Below are 20,083 nucleotides of genomic sequence, written 5' to 3' on the forward strand. Positions count from 1 at the left end.
GCCTTCAACTCGTCATCGATCCGGGCATAGAGTGCTGTTGCGAGGGTGTTCACGTCGTTCTTCACACATCGACACTGGACGCCCTCGTGCCATGTCCGCAGGCCATCCCTTGGACTCATTCATCTAGGAGAGTGGCGAGGGCGGCCCAGCTGGGGTCGGCAAGGATCTGGTCGGCCTGGTCGGGGATGGCGGCGCGTACGTCGTGGGCGAGGGTTCGGATGGATCCCTGCTGCGGCTGACGCTGTTCGAGTACGACGAGAGTGGGCGTGAGGGTTCGGTCTGCGGCTGCTTGTAGGTGGTGGAGGGTTTGGCGGGCGGCGTCGGCTTGGTGGGCGTGGCCCTTGGCCTCGTGCCAGCGGCCGGCGATGATTCCGGCCCACAGGAGGGCTGCGATGAGGGCGGCGAGGGCGCTGCCGTCGGGGCCGGTGGCGGTGTGGACGATGTCGCGGGCCGCGTTGCGTATGGCGTGGGCGGCGCGGTCTTCCGCCCGGATCTGTGAGCGCTGGGCGCGTGCGAACGCCTTCGAGGCGGCCTGGAGTTCGGCGCGGAGGTGGGTGGGGGCTTTCTGGGCGGTGGCTTCGAGGAGTTCGCCGAGGGCGGTGATGTGTGCCTGGGCGTGGGTGTCGTCTGCGAGGTCGGTGCGGAAGGTGTCGAGGGCTTCGGTGGCCTGGTGCCAGGCGGTGGCGGGCTGGTTGCGGCGGGCGGTGGGGTGTTCTTCCGGCTGGCCGGCTTCGAGGCGGGCCCGGAGTTTGGGGAGGGTGAGGTCGGGGGCGATCTTCCCGCCTGGGTGGAGGACCTGTTCGCCGTCCTTGTTGAGGTCGCCGGGGCGGCCTGCGGCGTAGCCGAGGAGGTCTCCGGATGGGCCGCGGCGGGCCTTGACTGCGATGCCGTCGGCTTCGAGGTAGGCGAGGAGTTCCTCGGCCGTGTGGGCGTGGGGGATGGCGGCGCGGATACGGTTCTGAAGCCATTCGCGGCTGGTCTGCTCCCAGCCGAGCCGTTGGGCCTTGTGCTTCTCGGCCTGGGTGGGGGCGCGGGTGCCGGTGCGGTCGCCCTTCTTCAGGCGGCGCAGGCCGTAGTCCTTCTCGATCTGGCGGCAGGCGTCGCCGACGCGGATGCCGCTGTCGTGGAGTTTGGGGCGGCGGCCGTCCTCGCGGACGGTGGTGGCGAGGATGTGGATGTGATCGTCGGCGTGGCGTACAGCGATCCAGCGGCAGGCCAGGTCGTCGCCTTCGGGGGCGATGCCGACCGCGGCGACGATGCGCTGGGCGATCTCGCCCCACTCAGCGTCGGAGAGGTGGCGGTCTTCGGGTGCTGCGCGGACGGGGCAGTGCCAGACGTGGTCGGTGATCTTCTTGCCGAATTCGCTGTTGCGGAGCCGGACGGGTTCGTCGAGGTAGCGGGCGAGCTGGGTGAGGGTGGCGTTCTCGTCGCGGCCGGGGTCGGGCATGGCGAGCATGGCGAAGCCGGCCACGATGTGCGGGTCGGTGTGCTCGTCGTGCCGGCCGGGACCATAGAGGTAGGCGAGCAGTCCGCGGGTGTTGGCGCCGGAGGGCTTGATGGCTGCGATCACGGCTGACGGACCTCCCGGGGGTCGGCGGGCTCGCGCAAGACCTCAGCGATCGCCGTGAGCAGGTCGTGGAGTTCGTCGAGGCGCTGGCGTATGTCGGGCGGGGTGAGGTCGCTGTTCAGGGCGCGGGTGATCTGGTTGATGTTGACGCCGATGCGGTTGCACTGGCGCAGGACCTGGGCGCGGAAGACGTGGGTGCGGCGCCGGTCCTCGGACAGGGGGAGGTTTGCGGTGAACCGCCCGTTGACGAAGGCGAGGACGATGTCGGCGGCGAAGCCGGATTCGCCCTTGTAGCTATGCTCGGCTGCTGCCTCTGTCAGGCGGGCACGTTCGTCGTCGGTGAAGCGCAGGGGGCCGACGCGGTCGGTGCGCTTGTTGCCGGTGAAGCGGCGGATCGTGGGCTGGACGCTCTGCACCATCGGCTCGCCGGCGGTGGGCTGGGCACTGCGTTCGGCGCGGAGTATCTCGCGCTGGATGGCGTGGAGCTTGTCCTGGTCGGGGCCGCCCTCGGACCCGACCCCACGGTCCGGCGCCCCCTGGCGCCGGACCGTCTCCGCCACCCCCGGGGCGGAGATCCCCGAAGACCGGCCTTGAGTCGGACTCGGAGTACTACTGGCTCCGCCAGGAGCCGCCGTCATCCCGAACGCACTCCACCAACGGTCGCTCAGGCTAGGCGGCTTCGAGGCCGGCGAGGGCGTGGAGTCGGGTTCGTTCGGGTCGAGCGTCACAGGGTGCTTCTCCGATGCGGGGGTGGGCTGACAGTGCGGGGACAGGCGAGGTCGGCAGGCGGGCGTCAGCGGCGTTGGCACAAGTCGCGGCGCGAGGTCAGCGGGGAGATGACCGGAAGACCGGCGGTCCCCGGAATACGGCGGATGGCTGCCCCGGTGCGGAGGACCGTCGAGCACGGCTCGTGGACTGGGGTCCGGGCGAGTGGTGAGGGGACGGGCGTACTGCGGTGGTCGACGGGGACCGTGGCCGTCAGGCAGTCACGGTCCCCATACGGCCTTACCGGCGTTGACCTGCGGTGAATATCGGTCAGCGTCCGGGCTGGGTTCCGGTGAGGACTTGCTGCCTGCGGAGGTCCACAAGCTCCTTCTTCACCTTCCCCAGACGCTCGTTGCTGATCGAGTGGCCCTCGCCCTCGATGGCCTCCCGCATCTGCTTCAGCGTCGGCTCCCCTTCCAGCTTCTCCACAATCGCGAGGAAGTCGTCCATGTCGCCGGTTGTCGGTCGGCCAACCTTCCGGGAGGGGACGGCGGGCGGGGCAGCCTTTTGGGGGCCATCGTCCAGCTCCGACTCCAAGGCGGTCTCGACGCCGGTATCCCCTGGCCTCTCCGGCTCATCGCCTACAGGTTCGGGGTGGCGGTCGAGAGCGCTCGCGTCGTCCTTCGGGGGCAGGACGGAGACTGCCGTCGGGCGGCTGCAGTCATCCGAGCGGCATGGGGTGCCGGGTTCGACGACATGCTCATGGATCTGGCGCATGAGGACGCCGAAGGCCAGGAGGGCAGCAGCTGAGGGTACGGCGGCGACCACGTAGTCCAGCAGGGGCACCGTGTAGACGCCCCGGGTGCCGCTAACGCCCGCGACGTTGAGGGCGATGGAGCCGAGGGAACCGGTGGTGGTGAGGGCGATCGCCCACCAGTCGGTGACGCTGCGCAATCCTGCGCGGAGCATCAGGAGCTCGCCGGCGACGATGAACGCGTCCAGGGTCGCGGGCCAGGCCCACTGGCGGACGGGGGAGGCGGCCAGACCGTGGCGTCCGGCGACCTCTGCGAGGTGCGCGTACGAGAGCCAGAACGCTCCGGCGGTAAGGGCCACGATGACGACCCCGGCCGCTGTGAGCGTGTACCGCTCAGCGGTTTGCGCGGCACTCGCTTGGCGCCTGTCGCCGGACGGTGCCTCATCAGGTCTGGGCTCGCGGTTCGTGGTGTTGGGTGTGGCAAGGGTGGTCATGGGTGTGGGGATGCTCCTGCGCGGCTTCGGGGGGTGTGTGAGGCGTCTTAGGCGTCTTGGCCGTTAAAATCGCAGGTCAGGGCCGGTACGGGGCCGTGCTGGCCTTCCGTCTTGGCGGGCCCCGCGGGCGTCTTGGTGTCATGCGATGCCGGGGGCTCCCCGCCGATGTCGGGTGCCGGTGCTCTCGCCCGGCGTACGGCGACCTGCTGACTGCCGTCTCGGGCGGCAGCGCTGTGACCTGGGGCGATACCGCCAAGACGTTAAGGACGGGGCAAGACGGATGTGGGTGCCGTCCTGGGTGGGTTCCGTCTTGGGCCCGGTTGCCGTCTTGGCCGCATGCCTGTTGACCTGCGGTGTCACGGCAGGGACGGCAAGGACGGCAACCGGGGCTCGGCTCGGGTGTCAGCTCTCGCTGAGCGGACCGACGGGGTGGACGGTGGGGCAGTATCGCCGCCAGGGGTCGAGGAACTTGTGGCGCATGTAGCCCTTGCGCTGGGTTCCGTCGGCGAGCCGGACGTTGCCGGAGGCGATGCCGAACTCGCGCAGCATCGCGCCGAGGTCACGAGGCTTCAGCCCGCCTCCCCCCCCACTCCGCCCACGGGCCCTCCGGGTCCTGGCACAGGTGGTGCAGGAGTTCCTCGGTGGTAAGGCTGTCAACCTCGCGCTGGGCTGCGAAGACGCGGCGGATGTCGGCGAGGATCCTCGCTCCGCCGGGGTGTTCCTCCTCGGCCTCGGTTTCGGCGGCGACCATCCGCGCGCACGCGGTACGTGCGAGGGCGGGCCACTGGCCACCGGCGAGATCGGCCACGGCGATCAGCGGCTGCCAGGTGTCGGCTGCCCTGTCTCGGACCGGCATGGGCGGTACCAGATCCATTGCCTCCGCGTGACGTGGGAGCAGCCACGCCTTGAGGCGATTACGCAGATCGTGGAGCTTGGCGACGTCCCGGGGGACGCGGAACTCCTCGACGCTCTCGTCGCCTCCGCGGCGGCGCATGCGCAGGACGACGGACCGGTCCATGACCGTGTCGGGCAGGTTCCCGATGCCGGCGAGGGCGGCCATCGCGAAGGTGGGAAACTGGACCACTTCGTGGTTGGGCCCAGACACCCGCAGGGTGGGACGGTTGCGCTGGTGGCCCGCGTTGAGAAGGCCGCGCATCTCCTCGTTCTTCTCCGCCACTTTCACGGAGCCGAAGATCGTGTCGACCTCGTCCACTAGCAGCGTAGGCGGGACGTCGGTGATCGACCGGAAGATCGCGGCGGCGGAGGCGTTCACCGTGATCAGCGGGTTGTGGACCACTTCAGTGATGACGTCCAGGAGCCGCGACTTGCCGCACCGCCTGGCCGGGCCCAGCACCGCCAGGCGCGGGGCGTGCTGCCACGCGGTCTGCAGGTGGCTGGCGGCCACCCACAACGTCACCGCCGTGAGGGCTTCATCGCTCGGCAGCACGACATAGCGGCTGATCTCCGTGCGCAGGTCACACAGGACTTGGTCGCCCTCGGTGAGAGGGCCGACGAAAGAGGCGTCCTCCTTTTCGGGCTGGACCTCCGCCCCAGGGCTTACGGGTGCTTCGGCATCCACAGGCTGTGGATGCTGGAGGTGGGCGCCCGGCCGGCCGGGGATCGCGGTCGCAGGCCAGCCCGTCTCGTCTGCTGCGGTAGGGGGCGTGGGTGTCGTAGGTTTCAAGAGGCAGCTCCTTCTCATGTGGCCGCGTGCGTGCAGGCCACTCGGGTTGACCGTGTGATCGCGTGTGTGGGTATTGCCGGGGCCTCCGACGTTGGCGCGTCGGGGGCTCACCCATTTCCCGTGGGCACTTGGCCGCGCCGGGGGATCACGAACAGTACGTACGACCCCGGGCACAGTCCAGCGTTTCTGTGTCATCTCAGCGCAGAAGTGTCTGCTACCTTCTCTCGCCCTCACGCGGCCAGACCCAGCAGATCCAGCAGGTCCGCGGTCACCACGCGATACGCCTTGCCCAGCCGCAGGACCTTGCACGGGTACTCGCCCCGCTTGGCCAGCTCATAGCCCTTGCTACGACCCAGACCCAGCGCCCGGTTGCCTGTGTCCAGGTCAACGGCTACTGGAAGCGCCAGCAACTCATCCCGACCCATCCCCTTCGAGCCGGTTTCTATCGGGTTATCGCGCACTCAGCGCACCTCTCGTCACAGCCCTCGGCGAACACGGCGATCACATCCGGCTCCAGGCCCACAAGAACAACGGTAGGGAAGCTATTGTGTTGCTATGACACAGCGCCGTTTCGATGATGAAGACGAGGACGACTTCCCCGAATGGGTCGACCGGATCAAGAACAACGTCGCCGGCGAGGTCCGGCGGCGACGGAAGGAGATGAGGTGGAGCGCCCAACGGCTGGCAGAACGATGCGAGGAGCTCGGCCACCCCATCCCGCGCAACGTCATCGCCAACCTGGAATCCGGCCGCAGGGCCAACCTGCCCCTGGTCGACGTCATGGTCCTTGCCGCGGCCCTGTACACGTCCCCGATCTGCCTGATCTTCCCCGTCGGCTACGTCGAACAGACCCAGGAACTTCCCTTCCAGCACCTCATCCCGACCTGGGACGCCATGCGGAAGTTCACCGGTGAGCAGCCGGGCCACGACTCCGACGCCGGACTGATCCCCGACTTCAACCGGCACGCCAACCTGGTCCGCACCATCGAGGCCGCCCTCTACGAGACGGAACGAGCCGACTTCGCGACGAAGACGGCGGCCACCCCCGCCGAGCGCGAAGAAGCCGAACGCAGGAAGGCCGACTACGCCAAGCGGGCCAAAGAAGACACACAACAACTCCTTTGGGTTCGCGAGAGCATCCGCGACGAAGACGCCACCCCACCAGACCTGCCACCCGCACTCGCCGCCATCGACCCACCCGATATCGGAACCGACGAAGAGGACGACATTTGAAGGGCTCCACCTACCGCCGATGCTCCTGCCGCGACCCCAAGACCGGCAAGGAACTCGGCACTTCCTGCCCCAGGCGCAACAGCAGGAATCACTGCACCTACTCCATACGCCAGGAGCTGCCGCCCCACGAGGACAGCAGTAGGCGGTCCTTCGCTCGTGGCGGCTACACCAACGCCAAGGCGGCGCAGGCCGACCTCGACCATGTACGTGCCCTCCTGGGCCTCGTGGAGGCCGACGACCGCGAGGGCATACAGCTGGTCGCCGAGATGCTGGCCGAGGTCAGCGGAGAGAAGCTGCCCCTGCCCGACGTCGAAGAGACGCGGCGGCGGCTCAAGGCCGGCCAGGATCTCGTCGGCAGCCTGACCGTCACTGAGTGGCTGGACCGGTGGCTGGCGGGCAAGCGGATCCGGAAATCGGGCATCAGCCGGTACGAGACCGACATCCGCGTGCACCTCAAGCCGCACATCGGGCACCGGCGCCTTGACCGGCTGCGGGTCAGCCACCTGAGCGAGATGTTCACGGCCATCGCCGACGGCAACGCCGAGGTTCTGGAGCAGAACGCCCAGCGGCGTGCTGCCGTGGAGGAGTTGGCGACCATCCCGTGGAAGGGGGCCGAGAACCGTGCTCGCCGGAAGGCGCTGAAGGCGGCGCTCGACGCGATGCCGCCCTTCCGCCGGGTGACCGGCCCCGCCACCCGCCAGCACGTGAAAGCGACGCTCCGCGCGTCCCTGAACGACGCGATCGGGCAGCAGATCATCACGTTCAACCCGGCGGCCCACGTCGAGATCGATCCGGTGCGCAAGCCGAAGGCACTGGTGTGGACGGACGAGCGGGTCGCCAAGTGGGAACAGACCGGCGAGAAGCCCTCGCCGGTGATGGTCTGGACGCCGGAACAGACCGGCGCCTTCCTCGACTTCGTCGCCGGCGACCGGCTGTACGCGATGTGGCACCTGATCGCCTTCCGGGGCCTGCGGCGTGGTGAGGCGTGCGGGCAGCCTTGGTCGGAGACCAATCTCGACCGGCACTCCCTCACCGTGACGGGACAGCTCGTCCAGGACGGCTGGGAGGTCGAGGCGTCCGAGCCGAAGACAGACAGCGGCTTCCGCGTCGTCGCGCTCGACGATGACACCGTCGGCGTCCTGGAGCGGCACCGCAAACAGCAGGAAGCCGAGCGCGCCGAGTGGGGCTCGGCCTGGGTGAACACCGGGCTCGTCTTCACCCAGGAGGACGGCTCCTGGCTGCATCCGGGCAAGGTGACCGATCTCTTCGAGCGACTCGTGGCGGCGTCCGGACTACCGCCGATCCGGCTGCACGACCTTCGGCACGGGGCGGCAACGCTCATGCTGGCGGCCGACATCGACATCAAGATCGTGTCGGACACCCTCGGGCACAGCGACACCCGGATCACGCGCGACATCTACCAGAGTGTGCTCCCCCACGTCGGCAAGAGCGCCGCCGAGGCCACGGCCAAGCTGGTCCCTCTCCAACGCAAGGCGGAGCAGGAGGAGCAGGCCCGCAAGGCCGCCAAGAAGGCCGAGCAAGCCGCGAAGGCGAAGGCCAAGAGGAAGAAGAAGGACAAGGCCAAGAAGGCCGCGAAGAAGGGCTGACAGCCCCTCCGCTCACGCATCGCTCACGCACGGGGTCTCGGGTCTTGGCCGACCCACGCCCCGACCGCCCCCAGAAATAGCAAAACCCCCAGGTCACGGCGAGTGAGTCCTGAGGGTTTTACAGAGCCGCCTTCGGGATTCGAACCCGAGACCTACGCATTACGAGTGCGTTGCTCTGGCCAACTGAGCTAAGGCGGCACCGCTGGGAAGACGAAGTTTCCCCGGAGGGAGGCTCTCATCAGCAGCGGCGCCAAGTCTACAGGGTTAAACCGGGTGCCCTGAACCAGGTTCCCGCAGGCCGGGTCCCTGGTGGGGGCGGGCGGGCGGCGGGGCGCTAGCACTTCGTGCCGTTCCGGGGCGGGGTGCCGTCCAGGAGGTACCGGTTGATCGCCGTGTCGATGCAGTCGCTGCCGCGGCCGTAGGCCGTGTGGCCGTCGCCGTCGTAGGTGAGCAGGACGCCCGAGTCGAGCTGGGTCGCCAGGGCCTGGGCCCACTTGTACGGGGTGGCCGGGTCTCGGATCGTGCCGACGACCACGATCGGGGCCGCGCCCTTCGCCTCGGCGCGGTGGGCCGCACCCGTCGCCTTGACCGGCCAGTACGCGCAGTTCAGGGAGGCCCAGGCGAGGCCCGCGCCGAAGACCGGGGAGGCCTTCTCGAAAGACGGGAGGGCCCTGTCCACGTCTTCCGGGCCGGCGAAGGCCGCGGGCTGGTCGAGGCAGTTCACCGCCGCGTTGGCGTACATCAGGTTGGCGTACGTGCCCTTCGGGTCGCGCTCGTAGTAGCTGTCGGCGAGGCCGAGCAGCCCCGCGCCGTCGCCGTTCATGGCCGCTTGCAGTGCCTCGCGCAGCTGCGGCCAGGCCGCCTGGTCGTACAGGGCGGCGATCACCCCGGTCGTCGCGAGCGACTCGCCGAGCGGGCGGGCCGGGTCGCCGCTGGCCACCGGCTGGGCGTCGACCTTGCGGAAGAACTCCTTCAGCCGGTCTGCCACCGCGTCGGGACCGCCCTGGCCGAGCGGGCAGTCGGGCTGCTTCGCACAGTCCTGGGCGAAGGAGCGGAAGGCCGTGTCGAAGCCCTCCGTCTGATCCCGGTTCAGCTCCAGCGCCGGGCGCGAGGGGTCCATCGCGCCGTCCAGGACCAGCCGTCCGACCCGGCTGGGGAAGAGGTCCGCATACGTCGACCCGAGGAAGGTGCCGTACGAGGCCCCCACGTAGTTCAGCTTCGGGTCGCCCAGCACCGCGCGCAGCATGTCCATGTCGCGTGCCGCCTCCACCGTGGAGACGTGCGGCAGGATCCTGCTGGACTCCTTGGCGCAGCCCGCGGCGAACTCCTTGAACGCCGCCACCAGCTTCGCCCGCTCGGCCGCGTCGTCCGGGGTCTGGTCCACCTGGGTGAAGGCGTCCATACGCGGGCCGGTCAGGCACCCCACCGGGGCGCTGCGGGCGACCCCGCGCGGGTCGAAGGACACCATGTCGTACTGGGCGCGGACGGGGGCCGGGTAGCCGATGCCCGCGTACGCCTGGAGGTAGCCGATCCCGGAGCCGCCCGGTCCGCCCGGGTTCACCAGCAGCGAGCCGAGCCGTTTGCCGGGGCCGGTGGCCACCTTGCGCGAGACCGCGATCTCGATGTCCTGGCCGTTGCCGACGTGCGCGTAGTCCAGCGGGGCCTTCATCGTCGAGCACTGGAACCCGGGCGCGCCGCAGTCGCGCCACTTCAGCTTCTGGGCGTAGTACGGGGCCAGGGCGGCCGCGATCGCGGTGGGCTCGGGCGCCAGCGCGCCGGCGCCCGTACGCGCGGCGGGGCCGCTCGGTCCGGTGGGCGCGGCCGAGCCGGGGGAGGACGCCGCCGCACTGGGGGCGGAGCTGCCCGATGTGCACCCGGAGAGCAGCAGCCCGGCGGCTGCGATCACGGTTCCGGTGGTACGCAGCAGGCGACTGGTGTCCATCCCCGGAGCGTACGGCCTGCCCGGTGCCCGCGGGCCGGAGGCCGCGCCCGCCCCGGAGGGTGGGGAGGGCGCCACGGACCACGGCACCCGCCGGAGCGGGGTCCGGAGCGGCCGCCGCCGCCCCGCGCCCGTACGGGTGAGCCGGTCAACCGGCGTCCCCCGTCAGCCCGCGCGCAGGCCCATCGTCATCGCCTCGACCGCGAGGAGCGGGGACACATTGCGGTCCAGGGCCTGTCGGCACGCGATGATCGCCTCGATGCGGCGCAGGGTCCGCTCGGGGCCGGACGCGCGGGCGACCCGGTCGAGGTCCGGACGTATCTCCTCGTTGGCGATGGCCAGTGCGGAGCCGAGCTGGAGCGCCAGCACATCGCGGTAGAAGCCGATCAGGTCGGTGAGGGCCAGGTCGAGGGTGTCGCGCTGGGTCCGGGTCCGGCGGCGCTTCTGCCGGTCCTCCAGGTCCTTCATCACTCCGGCGGTACCGCGGGGCATCCGCCCGCCGGTGCCCGCGGGGGCGCCCATCGCGGCGCGCAGCTCCTCGGTCTCCTTGACGTCGACTTCCTCGGCGACCTGCTTGGCGTCCTCGGCGGCGGCGTCGACCAGGTCCTGGGCGGCCTTGAGGCAGGCGCCCACGTCGTCCACGCGCAGCGGGAGCTTCAGCACGGCGGCCCGGCGGCTACGGGCCCGCTCGTCGGTGGCGAGCCGACGGGCCCGGCCGATGTGTCCCTGCGTGGCGCGGGCCGCCGCGGCGGCGACGGCGGGCTCGATGCCGTCGCGCCGCACCAGCACGTCGGCGACGGCGGCGACCGACGGGGTGCGCAGCGTGAGGTGACGGCAGCGGGAGCGGATGGTGGGCAGTACGTCCTCCAGGGAGGGCGCGCACAGCAGCCACACCGTGCGGGGTGCGGGCTCCTCCACCGCCTTCAGCAGGACGTTCCCCGCGCCTTCGGTGAGCCGGTCGGCGTCCTCCAGGACGATGACCTGCCAGCGGCCGACGGCGGGGGACAGCTGGGCCCGGCGGACCAGCTCCCGGGTGTCCTTCACGCCGATGGACAGGAGGTCGGTGCGGACGATCTCGACATCGGAGTGGGTGCCGATCACGGTAGTGTGGCAGCCGTCGCAGAATCCGCAGCCCGGTTCGCCGCCGAGCGCCCGGTCGGGGCTGGTGCACTGGAGGGCGGCGGCGAAGGCCCGGGCCACGGTGGAGTGGCCGGAGCCGGGCGGTCCGGTGAACAGCCAGGCGTGGGTCATCTTGGACCCGGCCGCCGATTCGGTGCCCGCCGCGTCGGCCGTCACCAGGGCGTCGGCATCACGGGCGGCGGCGGCGAGCTGCGTCTGCACGCGCTCCTGACCCACCAGGTCGTCCCATACGGGCATTGCCGCCCACCGCCTTTCTCTCTCCGTGCGTTCACGTGGTCACCTACCGCTCACCATTGTGGCGGTGCCCACTGACAATCCCGGCCCGCGGGCCGCGCGGCCCGTCCGCCGGGCGCGGTCAGCGTCGGCGTGGGCGGCCCTCGTGGCCCTCGTCGTCCCGGCGGTGCGGCCCGAGCAGCTCGTCCGCGAGGGTCGGCAGGTCGTCCATCGGGGTCTGCTCCGCCCAGTCCGAGCGGCGGCGCGGGTGCCCCGACTCGTCGACCAGCGGAAGCTCCCGGGTCACGTCATTGCCGTTGTCCTGCGTGTCACGCGCGCGCTGGTCGTCCTGGCTTCCCTGGCCGGCGGGCGCCGCGTCGCGGAAGATCCGCTGCGGTACCCGGGCCGTCGGGTCGGAGCCACGGGACGGCGCGGGTTCCTGCGGCCGACGTGCCTGCTGCGAGCGCGGCGCCGGGTCCTGGGGGCGGACCGGCGGCAGCACCGCCGTCTCCTCGTTCGCGGAGTTCGCCGGGTTCGCGGAGTTCGCCGAGTTCGCCGAGTTCGGAGGCAGGGTGACCTTCGGCACCGGGACCGTCTGCGTCATGTCCTGCGGCTTGACCACCGGAGTGACCACGGTGATCGCGTCGGCGTCGGCATCCGCGTCGGGGCCCGTGGCATCCCGCCGCGCGTCCGGCGCCGCGTCCTTGACCATGTCCACCCGCGGCGCGGGAGCCGCAGGCGTACGGGCCGCGGCGGCGGCCGCGGAAGCGGCGGCCGCCTCGGCGGCGAGAGCCGCGGCCGAAGCCTCCGCCAGCCGACGCGCCTGCTCCGCCTTCAGCAGGGCCTCCTCGGCCCGCCGCTGCTTCTCCAGCCGACGCTCCTCGGCCTCGGCCCGCAGCCGGGCCTCCTCCTCCGCCTGCTTGCGCAGCCGCTCCTGCTCCACCGCGTGGGCCCTCTCCTCGGCCTCCACGCGCAGCCGCTCCGCCTCGGCCCGGACCCGGGCCTCCTCCTCGGCGCGCAGCCGCTCCTCCTCGGCCTTGCGGGCGGCCTCCGCCTCGGCCTTGATCCGCGCCGCTTCTTCCTCGCGCGCCGTGCGGGCCTCTTCCTCGGCCCGCAGCCGCGCCTCCTCCGCCTTGCGCGCGGCCTCGGCGGCCGCGGCCCGCTCCGCTTCTTCCTTGGCCAGGCGACGCGCCTCGATCTGCGCCGCCACCTCGGCGTCGGACAGCGGAAGCATCCGGTCCATCCGGTGCCGTACGACCGTGGCCACCGACTCCGGGTCCTGGCCCGCGTCCACCACGAGGTAGCGGCCGGGGTCGGCCGCCGCCAGCGTCAGGAAGCCGGCCCGCACCCGCTGGTGGAACTCCGTCGGCTCCGACTCCAGCCGGTCCGGCGCCTCCGTGAACCGCTCCCGGGCCGCCTCCGGGGAGACGTCCAGCAGGACGGTCAGGTTCGGGACGAGCCCGCTCGTGGCCCATCGGGAGATCCGGGCGATCTCGGTCGGCGACAGATCGCGGCCCGCGCCCTGGTAGGCGACGGACGAGTCGATGTAGCGGTCGGAGATGACGACCGCGCCCCGCTCCAGGGCGGGCCGGACCACCGTGTCCACGTGCTCCGCGCGGTCGGCGGCGTACAGGAGGGCCTCGGCCCGGTTGGAGAGCCCGGCCGAGGAAACGTCCAGCAGGATCGAGCGCAGCCGCTTGCCCACCGGGGTCGCCCCCGGCTCGCGCGTGACGACGACCTCGTGACCCTTGCTCCGTATCCACTCGGCGAGGGTCTCCACCTGGGTGGACTTGCCCGCGCCATCGCCGCCCTCCAGGGCGATGAAGAATCCGGTGGCGGACGCGGCCGAGGCCGGCTCGCCGCCGCGCAGGGCTTCCCGCAGGTCCCGGCGCAGCGGGACGCCCCGGCGGTCGTCCGCCTTGATCAGGACGACCACGGCCACGGGCAGCAGCAGCGCCCCGACCAGCATCAGGACGAAGGCCGCGCCGCCGTACGCGAAGGTGAGGTCGTCGGAGGCCAGCCGGTGCGGGCCGATCAGGGCCGCCAGCGCCGGGGCGCCGACCGCGCCGAGGGCGACCGCGACGCGTACGGCCGCGTGCAGGTGCTCGGCGAGCCGGGTCCGGCGGAACTCCTCGGTCTCCTGGTCCAGCAGGGTGTGGCCGGTGTTGGCCGCCACGCCCGCGCCGGTGCCCGCGAGCAGGGTCAGGAACAGTACGGTCGCGGTGTCCGCGACCAGTCCCGTCAGCAGCAGCGCGACCCCGGTGACGGCGACGGCCAGGGCCAGCAGACGGCGGCGCGAGAGCGCGGGCAGCATCTTTCCGACCTGGGTGAGCCGGATCCCGCCGGCGGCGCCGCCGGCCAGCCCGAGCACCAGCAGCGCGAAGGTGGCGGGACCGCCGTCCAGGTCGTACGCGCGCAACGCGGCCACCCCGACCGCGCAGGCCACCGCTCCGGCGACCGCCGCGCAGGCGAGCACGAGGAGCGGGATCGCGCCCGTACGCCCCTTCTCCGGGCGGTCACCGGCCTTCGGCGTGCGCAGGCCCTCCAGCGGGGAGCGCGGGCGCGGGGTCCTGCCGTCGGGCAGCACCAGCGGGAGCAGCAGCGAGACGGACGCGGCGAAGAGTCCGGCGGCGACGTACGAGCCGAGCGCGGCCTGGTTCTCCGCGAACCACCCCACGCCGAGGCCGAGGGCACGGCCGACGAGGGTGGCCGCGAGCAGCGCGGCGGCGGCGATGGGCAGCGTCGCGAAGGCGGTCCGCAGGGTCAGCCGCTTGAGGGTGTCGAGGTGGTCCGGCAACGGCCGCACGCTCGCCCCCTCGGGCGGCGGCCCGGGCAGCAGGGCCGGGGCCGCGCTCTCCTTGGCCAGGGTCCACAACCGCTCGGCGGCGCCGGAGACGAAGACGGTCGCGAGCAGCACGGTCAGCGCGTGCGCCGGGACCCAGTCGAGCCAGAGCGGGGCGACGACGAACAGCGCCATCCGGACCCCGTCGGCGCCGATCATGGTCCACCGGCGGTCGAGCTTGCCACCGGCCGCGGTGAGCTGGGACAGCGGACCGAGCAGGACCGCTCCGAACAGCAGGCCGGCCAGGGCGCGGACGCCGAGGACGGCCGCGACGGCGAGCGCGGGGCCGCGCAGGCCGCCGCCGAACGAGCCCTCGGACACGGCGGCCTGAAGCGCCAGCAGCACCAGGACCAGCAGCGCCAGCATGTCGCCGATGCCGCTCACCAGCTGGGCGCTCCACAGGCGGCGCAGCCTGGGAGTGCGCAGCAAGGCGCGCACCGCACGCTCGCGGGAGTCCGCGGCGAGGGCTTCGTCGTAGGTGGGTGGCGGGGTGGGGTTCTCGGGGGCCGTGACGACCGTTGGCTGCTCGGCTCGCGTCATCCGCCCAGCCTATCCGCTGCGCTTGGCGGGTGCGGAGGGCTGTGGACAAGGTGGGCTGTGACCCCGGCCCCACCGGTGGGCGCGGGCCCACCGGCTGCCCGCCGTACGGGTGACGACGGGCGCCGTGACCTCGGGGTCCGGCCGGGGCGGGAGGAACCGGTCGACCGCCCTCGCCCTGCGGCGAAAGGCTCCGGCGCGAAGGCTCCGGCGCACGGCGAAGGGCCCCGAGCACGGATGCTCGGGGCCCTTGCCGTGGCGCGGGAGGGGGCGGGGTCAGTCGTCCGAGGCCGGGGTGGCCGCCGTCGTCTTCGCCGTCGTCTTCTTCGCCGTGGTCTTCGCGGCGGCCGTCTTCTTCGTGGCCGTCGTCTTCTTCGCCGCGGTCGTCTTCTTGGCCGCGGTCGCCTTCTTGGCCGGGGCCTTCTTCGCCGGGGCCTTCTTCGCCGGGGCCTTCTTGGCGGTCTTCTTCGCCGGGCTCTTCTCCCGCTTCTCCGCGAGCAGCTCGTAGCCCCGCTCCGGCGTGATCGTCTCGACGTCGTCGTCCCGCCGCAGCGTCGCGTTCGTCTCGCCGTCCGTCACGTACGGCCCGAAGCGGCCGTCCTTGACCACCACCGGCTTCTCGCTGACCGGGTCGGTGCCCAGCTCCTTCAGCGGCGGCTTGGCCGCGGCGCGGCCGCGCTGCTTCGGCTGGGCGTAGATCGCCAGCGACTCGTCCAGCGTGATCGAGAAGAGCTGGCCCTCGGTCTCCAGGGAGCGCGAGTCCGTGCCCTTCTTGAGGTAGGGACCGTAGCGGCCGTTCTGCGCGGTGATCTCGACGCCGTCGGCGTCGACGCCGACGACGCGCGGCAGCGACATCAGCTTGAGCGCGTCCTCCAGCGTCACGGTGTCGAGGGTCATCGACTGGAAGAGCGAGGCGGTCCGCGGCTTGACCGCGTTCTTGCCGGTCTTCGGGGTGCCCTCGGGGAGGATCTCCGTCACGTACGGCCCGTAGCGACCGTCCTTCGCGACGATTTCGTTCCCGCTGACGGGGTCCTTGCCCAGCTCGAACTCACCGCTCGGCTTCGCGAAGAGTTCCTCCGCGTACTCCGTGGTCAGCTCGTCCGGAGCCATGTCGTCCGGCACGTCGGCCCGCTGGTGGCCGTCCGTGTCCTTCTCGCCGCGCTCGACGTACGGCCCGTAGCGGCCCACGCGCAGCACGATGCCGTCGCCGACCGGGAAGGAGGAGATCTCCCGGGCGTCGATCGCGCCCAGGTCCGTGACCAGCTCCTTGAGCCCGCCCAGGTGGTCGCCGTTGGCCGGGACCACCTCGGAGGCGTCCGGCGCGCCGAAGTAGAACCGCTTGAGCCACGGCACGGACTGGGCCTCGCCCCGCGCGATGCGGTCGAGGTCGTCCTCCATCTTGGCGGTGAAGTCGTAGTCGACGAGCCGGCCGAAGTGCGTCTCCAGCAGGTTCACCACGGCGAACGACAGGAAGGACGGCACGAGCGCCGTGCCCTTCTTGAAGACGTAGCCGCGGTCGAGGATCGTGCCGATGATCGACGCGTACGTCGACGGGCGGCCGATCTCGCGCTCTTCCAGCTCCTTGACCAGCGAGGCCTCGGTGTAGCGGGCCGGGGGCTTGGTCGAGTGGCCGTCGGCGGTGATGTCCTCGCCGGACAGCGCGTCGCCCTCGGTGACCTGGGGCAGCCGCTTCTCGCGGTCGTCCAGCTCGGCGTTCGGGTCGTCGGCGCCTTCGACGTAGGCCTTCATGAAGCCGTGGAAGGTGATCGTCTTGCCGGAGGCGGAGAACTCGGCGTCGCGGCCGTCGGCCGACCGGCCGCCGATCTTGACGGTGACCGAGTTGCCGACCGCGTCCTTCATCTGGGAGGCAACGGTCCGCTTCCAGATCAGCTCGTACAGGCGGAACTGGTCGCCGGTCAGACCCGTCTCGGCGGGAGTGCGGAAACGATCGCCCGAAGGCCGGATCGCCTCGTGCGCCTCCTGCGCGTTCTTGACCTTGGCCGCGTAGACGCGCGGCTTCTCCGGCAGGTACTCGGCCCCGTAGAGCTGGGTGACCTGCGCCCGGGCCGCCGTGATCGCGGTCTCGGACAGCGTCGTGGAGTCCGTACGCATATAGGTGATGAAGCCGTTCTCGTACAGCTTCTGCGCCACCTGCATGGTCGCCTTCGCACCGAAGCCGAGCTTGCGCGAGGCCTCCTGCTGGAGCGTGGTCGTACGGAACGGCGCGTACGGGGAGCGGCGGTACGGCTTGGACTCGACCGAGCGGACCGCGAAGGCCGTCTCGGCGAGGGCCGCGGCCAGGGAGCGGGCGTTCGCCTCGTCGAGGTGCAGCACCTCGCTCTTGAGCTGCCCGGTGGATCCGAAGTCGCGGCCCTGCGCCACGCGCTTGCCGTCGACCGTGTTGAGGCGGGCGACCAGCGAGGACGGGTCGGAGGCGTCACCGGTGCGGCCGGTGGCGAAGGTGCCGGTCAGGTCCCAGTACTCGGCGGAGCGGAAGGCGATGCGCTCGCGCTCCTTCTCCACGACCATGCGCGTGGCGACCGACTGGACGCGGCCCGCCGACAGCTTCGGCATGACCTTCTTCCACAGGACCGGCGAGACCTCGTAGCCGTAGAGGCGGTCGAGGATGCGGCGGGTCTCCTGGGCGTCGACCATGCGCTGGTTCAGCTCGCGCGGGTTGGCGACGGCGTCGCGGATCGCGTCCTTGGTGATCTCGTGGAAGACCATCCGGTGGACGGGGACCTTGGGCTTGAGGACTTCCTGCAGGTGCCACGCGATCGCTTCGCCCTCGCGGTCCTCATCGGTGGCGAGGAAGAGTTCGTCGGACTCGGCCAGCAGCTCCTTGAGCTTCCTGACCTGCGCCTTCTTGTCCGCATTGACGACATAGATCGGCGCGAAGTCGTGCTCGACGTCCACTCCGAGGCGACGCACCTCGCCCGTGTACTTGTCGGGAACCTCGGCCGCGCCGCTGGGGAGGTCGCGGATGTGCCCGACGCTCGCCTCGACGACATATCCCGGGCCGAGATAGCCCTTGATCGTCTTCGCCTTGGCAGGAGACTCGACGATGACGAGTCGGCGGCCGCCCTTTGCGGTCTCGCTAGTCGGGGACAACTTGGCTCTTCTCTCCGGTCGGCACTCGGTCGCGGTACGGCGACGCTGCGGAGTGTGACGGTACATCCCGCCCCCGTGTCAAACGGCACAAGCCCGCAACGGCCACTCGAACGGTAACCCGACAAGTGCCACTTCTGCCGCCCGGATGCCGCGCCGGGCCCATCCTGATCACCGTGCGGGGGGTCGCGGGGGCCGTCTGGCCCCGCCCGCGGAACAGCCCGGCGGGCCGTCGGGGCCGCCGCCGCACGCCGCTCAGGACGCCGCTCGGGAGGCCGCTCGGGAGGCCGCTCAGGACGCCCGGATCAGAGCCGGCTGAGGCACCATGCGCCGAGGGCCACCGACACGCCCCCGGCCAGCAGTGCGACCGGTACGGCCACGCGCTGGCGCACGCCCTCGGCGACCGGCGCCCGGTGGAGTGCGCGCGCCCCGGTCCAGGCCAGGAGAGCGGCCCCGAACAGCAGGAACACGGCTGCCGCGAACACCGCCGGACCGATTTCCATGCCGTCCCCCCGAGCCCTCGGACCGCCCCCGGGATCCCCCCTGGACCCCCTGTGTCCGGACCCTCCCAGCCCTGGGCGTACGGCGCGCCAACCGAGGGTTAACTCACGGTTCCACGGGCTCGGCGGGCTCGATGAATCCCTGCTCCACCAGCAGCCGGATCGCCTCCGGGGTGCGGTCCCGCAGGGTCACCGGGTCCTCCTCGACCAGGTGGGCGATCGCGTCGAGGATCCGCCCGGCGCTCAGTGATCCGTCGCACACTCCGGCGAAGCCCGCCCCGACGGTGTCCACCTTGGTGGCCCGCCGCATCCCGCGGTTCTGCCGGAGCACCACGTGCTCGGGGTCCTCCGCGCCGGGCGCGCCGACCTGCTCCTGCACGACCTCCACGGCGAGCCGGAAATATCCCTCCAGCAGGGCGGCGTCGTCGTGGTCGCGCAGGTAGTCCTGGCGGGCGAAATGGGCCCGGACGGTGTCCCCGAGCGGCTGCTCCACCGAGTGCGGCCACTCCTCGACCACGATCGACGGGACGGCCGCGTCCGTGCGGCGCAGGGTGATCCAGCCGAAGCCGACCGACTTCGTCCCGCGGGCCTCGAACTCGTCCAGCCAGGCCTCGTAGTGCCGCGTGTACACCTCGGGATCGTCCCGGTGGTCACCCGCGTCCCGCAGCCACAGCTCTGCGTACTGCGTCACATCCTGAACGTCGCGCTGCACGATCCACGCGTCGCAGCCCGGCGGCACCCAGGAACGCAGCCGGTCGTGCCAGTCCTCGCCCTCCACGTGCTGCCAATTGGCCAGGAACTGCGCATATCCGTCCGGATTCAGCCGTTCGCCCGCCTGCCGGACCAGCTCCCGGCACAGGTCGTCCCCGCCCATCCCGCCGTCGCGGTAGGTCAGCCGCGCGCCGGGGGAGATCACGAAGGGCGGGTTGGACACGATCAGGTCGTACGTCGCCCCGCCGACCGGCTCGAAGAGCGAGCCGACGAGCAGCTCGGCCTCCGGCGCCCCCGACAGCGCGAGCGTGAGACGGGTGAAGTCCAGGGCCCGCGGGTTGACGTCAGTGGCCGTGACCCGGGTCGCGTGCTGGGCGGCGTGCAGCGCCTGGATGCCGGAACCGGTGCCGACGTCGAGGGCCGAGCCGACCGGGGTGCGGACGGTGATCCCGGCCAGGGTGGTGGACGCGCCGCCGACCCCGAGCACGACGCCCTCCTCGCGGCTGCCGATCCCGCCGGCCCCGCCGACCGCGCAGCCCAGGTCGGAGACGATGAACCAGTCCTCGCCGTCCGGGCCGCCGTACGGGCGTACGTCCACCACGGCGTGTACGTCGTCCCCCTCCAGGCGCACCCAGCCGTCGGCCAGCGCCTCCCGCAGGGGCAGCGCGGCCTCGGCGCGGTCCCGGGGCACGGGCCGCTGGAGCAGGAACAGCCGCACCAGGCTCGCCAGCGGGCCGTCGCCCCGGGTGGCGCGCAGGGCGGGGACCGTCTCGCTGCGGGCCAGCGCGGCGTACGCGGGGGCCCCGAGCAGGTCGAGCAGGCCGTCGGCGGTGAACCCGGCGGCGAGCAGGGCCGTACGCAGCGCGGCGGCGTGGTCGGGCGAGGGCAGGCGGGGAAGGCTGGTGGTACTCACCCGCCCATTGTGTCCGGTGCCACGTGTCCGGTGCCACCGACAACCGGGGCCACCCACAACCGGGGCCACCCACAACCGGGGCCACCCACAAACCAGGGCGGCCGGGTCCGTTTCCGGTCCCGGCCGCCCTGGTCGG

The 20,083-nt window shown here is 71.8% G+C and carries 12 protein-coding genes, 1 tRNA gene and 1 pseudogene; 2 read left to right on the forward strand and 12 right to left on the reverse strand.

Annotated features, from left to right (window positions below; genetic code table 11):
- Positions 1 to 115: 115 nt before the first annotated feature.
- The 5 genes and pseudogenes from QMF80_RS27160 to QMF80_RS27180 form a co-directional block, all read right to left on the reverse strand.
- Positions 116 to 1,570, reverse strand: coding sequence for a relaxase/mobilization nuclease domain-containing protein (locus tag QMF80_RS27160; RefSeq protein WP_283457842.1), 1,455 nt, complete (start codon positions 1,568 to 1,570; stop codon positions 116 to 118).
- Positions 1,567 to 2,127, reverse strand: coding sequence for a MobC family plasmid mobilization relaxosome protein (locus QMF80_RS27165; RefSeq protein ID WP_283457844.1), 561 nt, complete (start codon positions 2,125 to 2,127; stop codon positions 1,567 to 1,569). The genes QMF80_RS27160 and QMF80_RS27165 overlap by 4 nt, the downstream gene beginning before the upstream one ends.
- A 475-nt stretch (positions 2,128 to 2,602) precedes the next feature.
- Complete coding sequence (locus tag QMF80_RS27170; protein ID WP_283457845.1) at positions 2,603 to 3,520, reverse strand: DUF2637 domain-containing protein; 918 nt, start codon at positions 3,518 to 3,520, stop codon at positions 2,603 to 2,605.
- A 402-nt stretch (positions 3,521 to 3,922) separates the two neighbouring features.
- Positions 3,923 to 5,204 (reverse strand): annotated as a pseudogene (locus tag QMF80_RS27175) (DUF3631 domain-containing protein).
- A gap of 230 nt (positions 5,205 to 5,434) precedes the next feature.
- Complete coding sequence (locus QMF80_RS27180; protein WP_283457988.1) at positions 5,435 to 5,629, reverse strand: hypothetical protein; 195 nt, start codon at positions 5,627 to 5,629, stop codon at positions 5,435 to 5,437.
- Positions 5,630 to 5,759: 130 nt separating this feature from the next.
- Between QMF80_RS27180 and QMF80_RS27185 the strand changes: the two genes are divergently transcribed.
- Complete coding sequence (locus QMF80_RS27185) at positions 5,760 to 6,437, forward strand: helix-turn-helix domain-containing protein (RefSeq protein ID WP_283457847.1); 678 nt, start codon at positions 5,760 to 5,762, stop codon at positions 6,435 to 6,437.
- Positions 6,434 to 8,044, forward strand: coding sequence for a tyrosine-type recombinase/integrase (locus QMF80_RS27190; RefSeq protein ID WP_283457849.1), 1,611 nt, complete (start codon positions 6,434 to 6,436; stop codon positions 8,042 to 8,044). The genes QMF80_RS27185 and QMF80_RS27190 overlap by 4 nt, the downstream gene beginning before the upstream one ends.
- Before the next feature lie 124 nt (positions 8,045 to 8,168).
- Here the strand turns inward: QMF80_RS27190 and QMF80_RS27195 are convergent.
- From QMF80_RS27195 to QMF80_RS27225, 7 genes are all read right to left on the reverse strand, one after another.
- A tRNA-Thr gene (locus QMF80_RS27195) sits at positions 8,169 to 8,242 on the reverse strand.
- A gap of 136 nt (positions 8,243 to 8,378) precedes the next feature.
- Positions 8,379 to 9,986 (reverse strand): alpha/beta hydrolase, encoded by a 1,608-nt coding sequence (locus tag QMF80_RS27200; protein WP_283457851.1) that lies wholly within the window; start codon positions 9,984 to 9,986, stop codon positions 8,379 to 8,381.
- A 162-nt stretch (positions 9,987 to 10,148) separates the two neighbouring features.
- Complete coding sequence (locus QMF80_RS27205; RefSeq protein ID WP_283457854.1) at positions 10,149 to 11,360, reverse strand: DNA polymerase III subunit delta'; 1,212 nt, start codon at positions 11,358 to 11,360, stop codon at positions 10,149 to 10,151.
- Positions 11,361 to 11,478: 118 nt separating this feature from the next.
- Positions 11,479 to 14,718: a dTMP kinase gene (tmk, locus tag QMF80_RS27210; protein WP_283457855.1), complete on the reverse strand. Its 3,240-nt coding sequence runs from the start codon at positions 14,716 to 14,718 to the stop codon at positions 11,479 to 11,481.
- A 273-nt stretch (positions 14,719 to 14,991) separates the two neighbouring features.
- Complete coding sequence (gene topA / locus QMF80_RS27215; RefSeq protein WP_283457857.1) at positions 14,992 to 17,826, reverse strand: type I DNA topoisomerase; 2,835 nt, start codon at positions 17,824 to 17,826, stop codon at positions 14,992 to 14,994.
- A 302-nt stretch (positions 17,827 to 18,128) separates the two neighbouring features.
- Complete coding sequence (locus QMF80_RS27220) at positions 18,129 to 18,326, reverse strand: hypothetical protein (RefSeq protein ID WP_283457859.1); 198 nt, start codon at positions 18,324 to 18,326, stop codon at positions 18,129 to 18,131.
- 103 nt (positions 18,327 to 18,429) lie between these two features.
- Positions 18,430 to 19,947: a DUF7059 domain-containing protein gene (locus tag QMF80_RS27225; RefSeq protein WP_283457861.1), complete on the reverse strand. Its 1,518-nt coding sequence runs from the start codon at positions 19,945 to 19,947 to the stop codon at positions 18,430 to 18,432.
- Between the last annotated feature and the right edge of the window lie 136 nt (positions 19,948 to 20,083).

The organism is Streptomyces sp. G-G2, assembly GCF_030063135.1.
Taxonomy (GTDB): domain Bacteria; phylum Actinomycetota; class Actinomycetes; order Streptomycetales; family Streptomycetaceae; genus Streptomyces.

What these genes read in the sequence shown, in the direction of transcription:
- QMF80_RS27205 (WP_283457854.1), bottom strand. Translation starts at nt 11,360, where the DNA reads ATGCCCGTATGGGACGACCTGGTGGGTCAGGAGCGCGTGCAGACGCAG.
- QMF80_RS27200 (WP_283457851.1), bottom strand. Translation starts at nt 9,986, where the DNA reads ATGGACACCAGTCGCCTGCTGCGTACCACCGGAACCGTGATCGCAGCC.
- tmk (WP_283457855.1), bottom strand. Translation starts at nt 14,718, where the DNA reads ATGACGCGAGCCGAGCAGCCAACGGTCGTCACGGCCCCCGAGAACCCC.
- QMF80_RS27185 (WP_283457847.1), top strand. Translation starts at nt 5,760, where the DNA reads ATGACACAGCGCCGTTTCGATGATGAAGACGAGGACGACTTCCCCGAA.
- QMF80_RS27180 (WP_283457988.1), bottom strand. Translation starts at nt 5,629, where the DNA reads ATGGGTCGGGATGAGTTGCTGGCGCTTCCAGTAGCCGTTGACCTGGAC.
- QMF80_RS27220 (WP_283457859.1), bottom strand. Translation starts at nt 18,326, where the DNA reads ATGGAAATCGGTCCGGCGGTGTTCGCGGCAGCCGTGTTCCTGCTGTTC.
- QMF80_RS27170 (WP_283457845.1), bottom strand. Translation starts at nt 3,520, where the DNA reads ATGACCACCCTTGCCACACCCAACACCACGAACCGCGAGCCCAGACCT.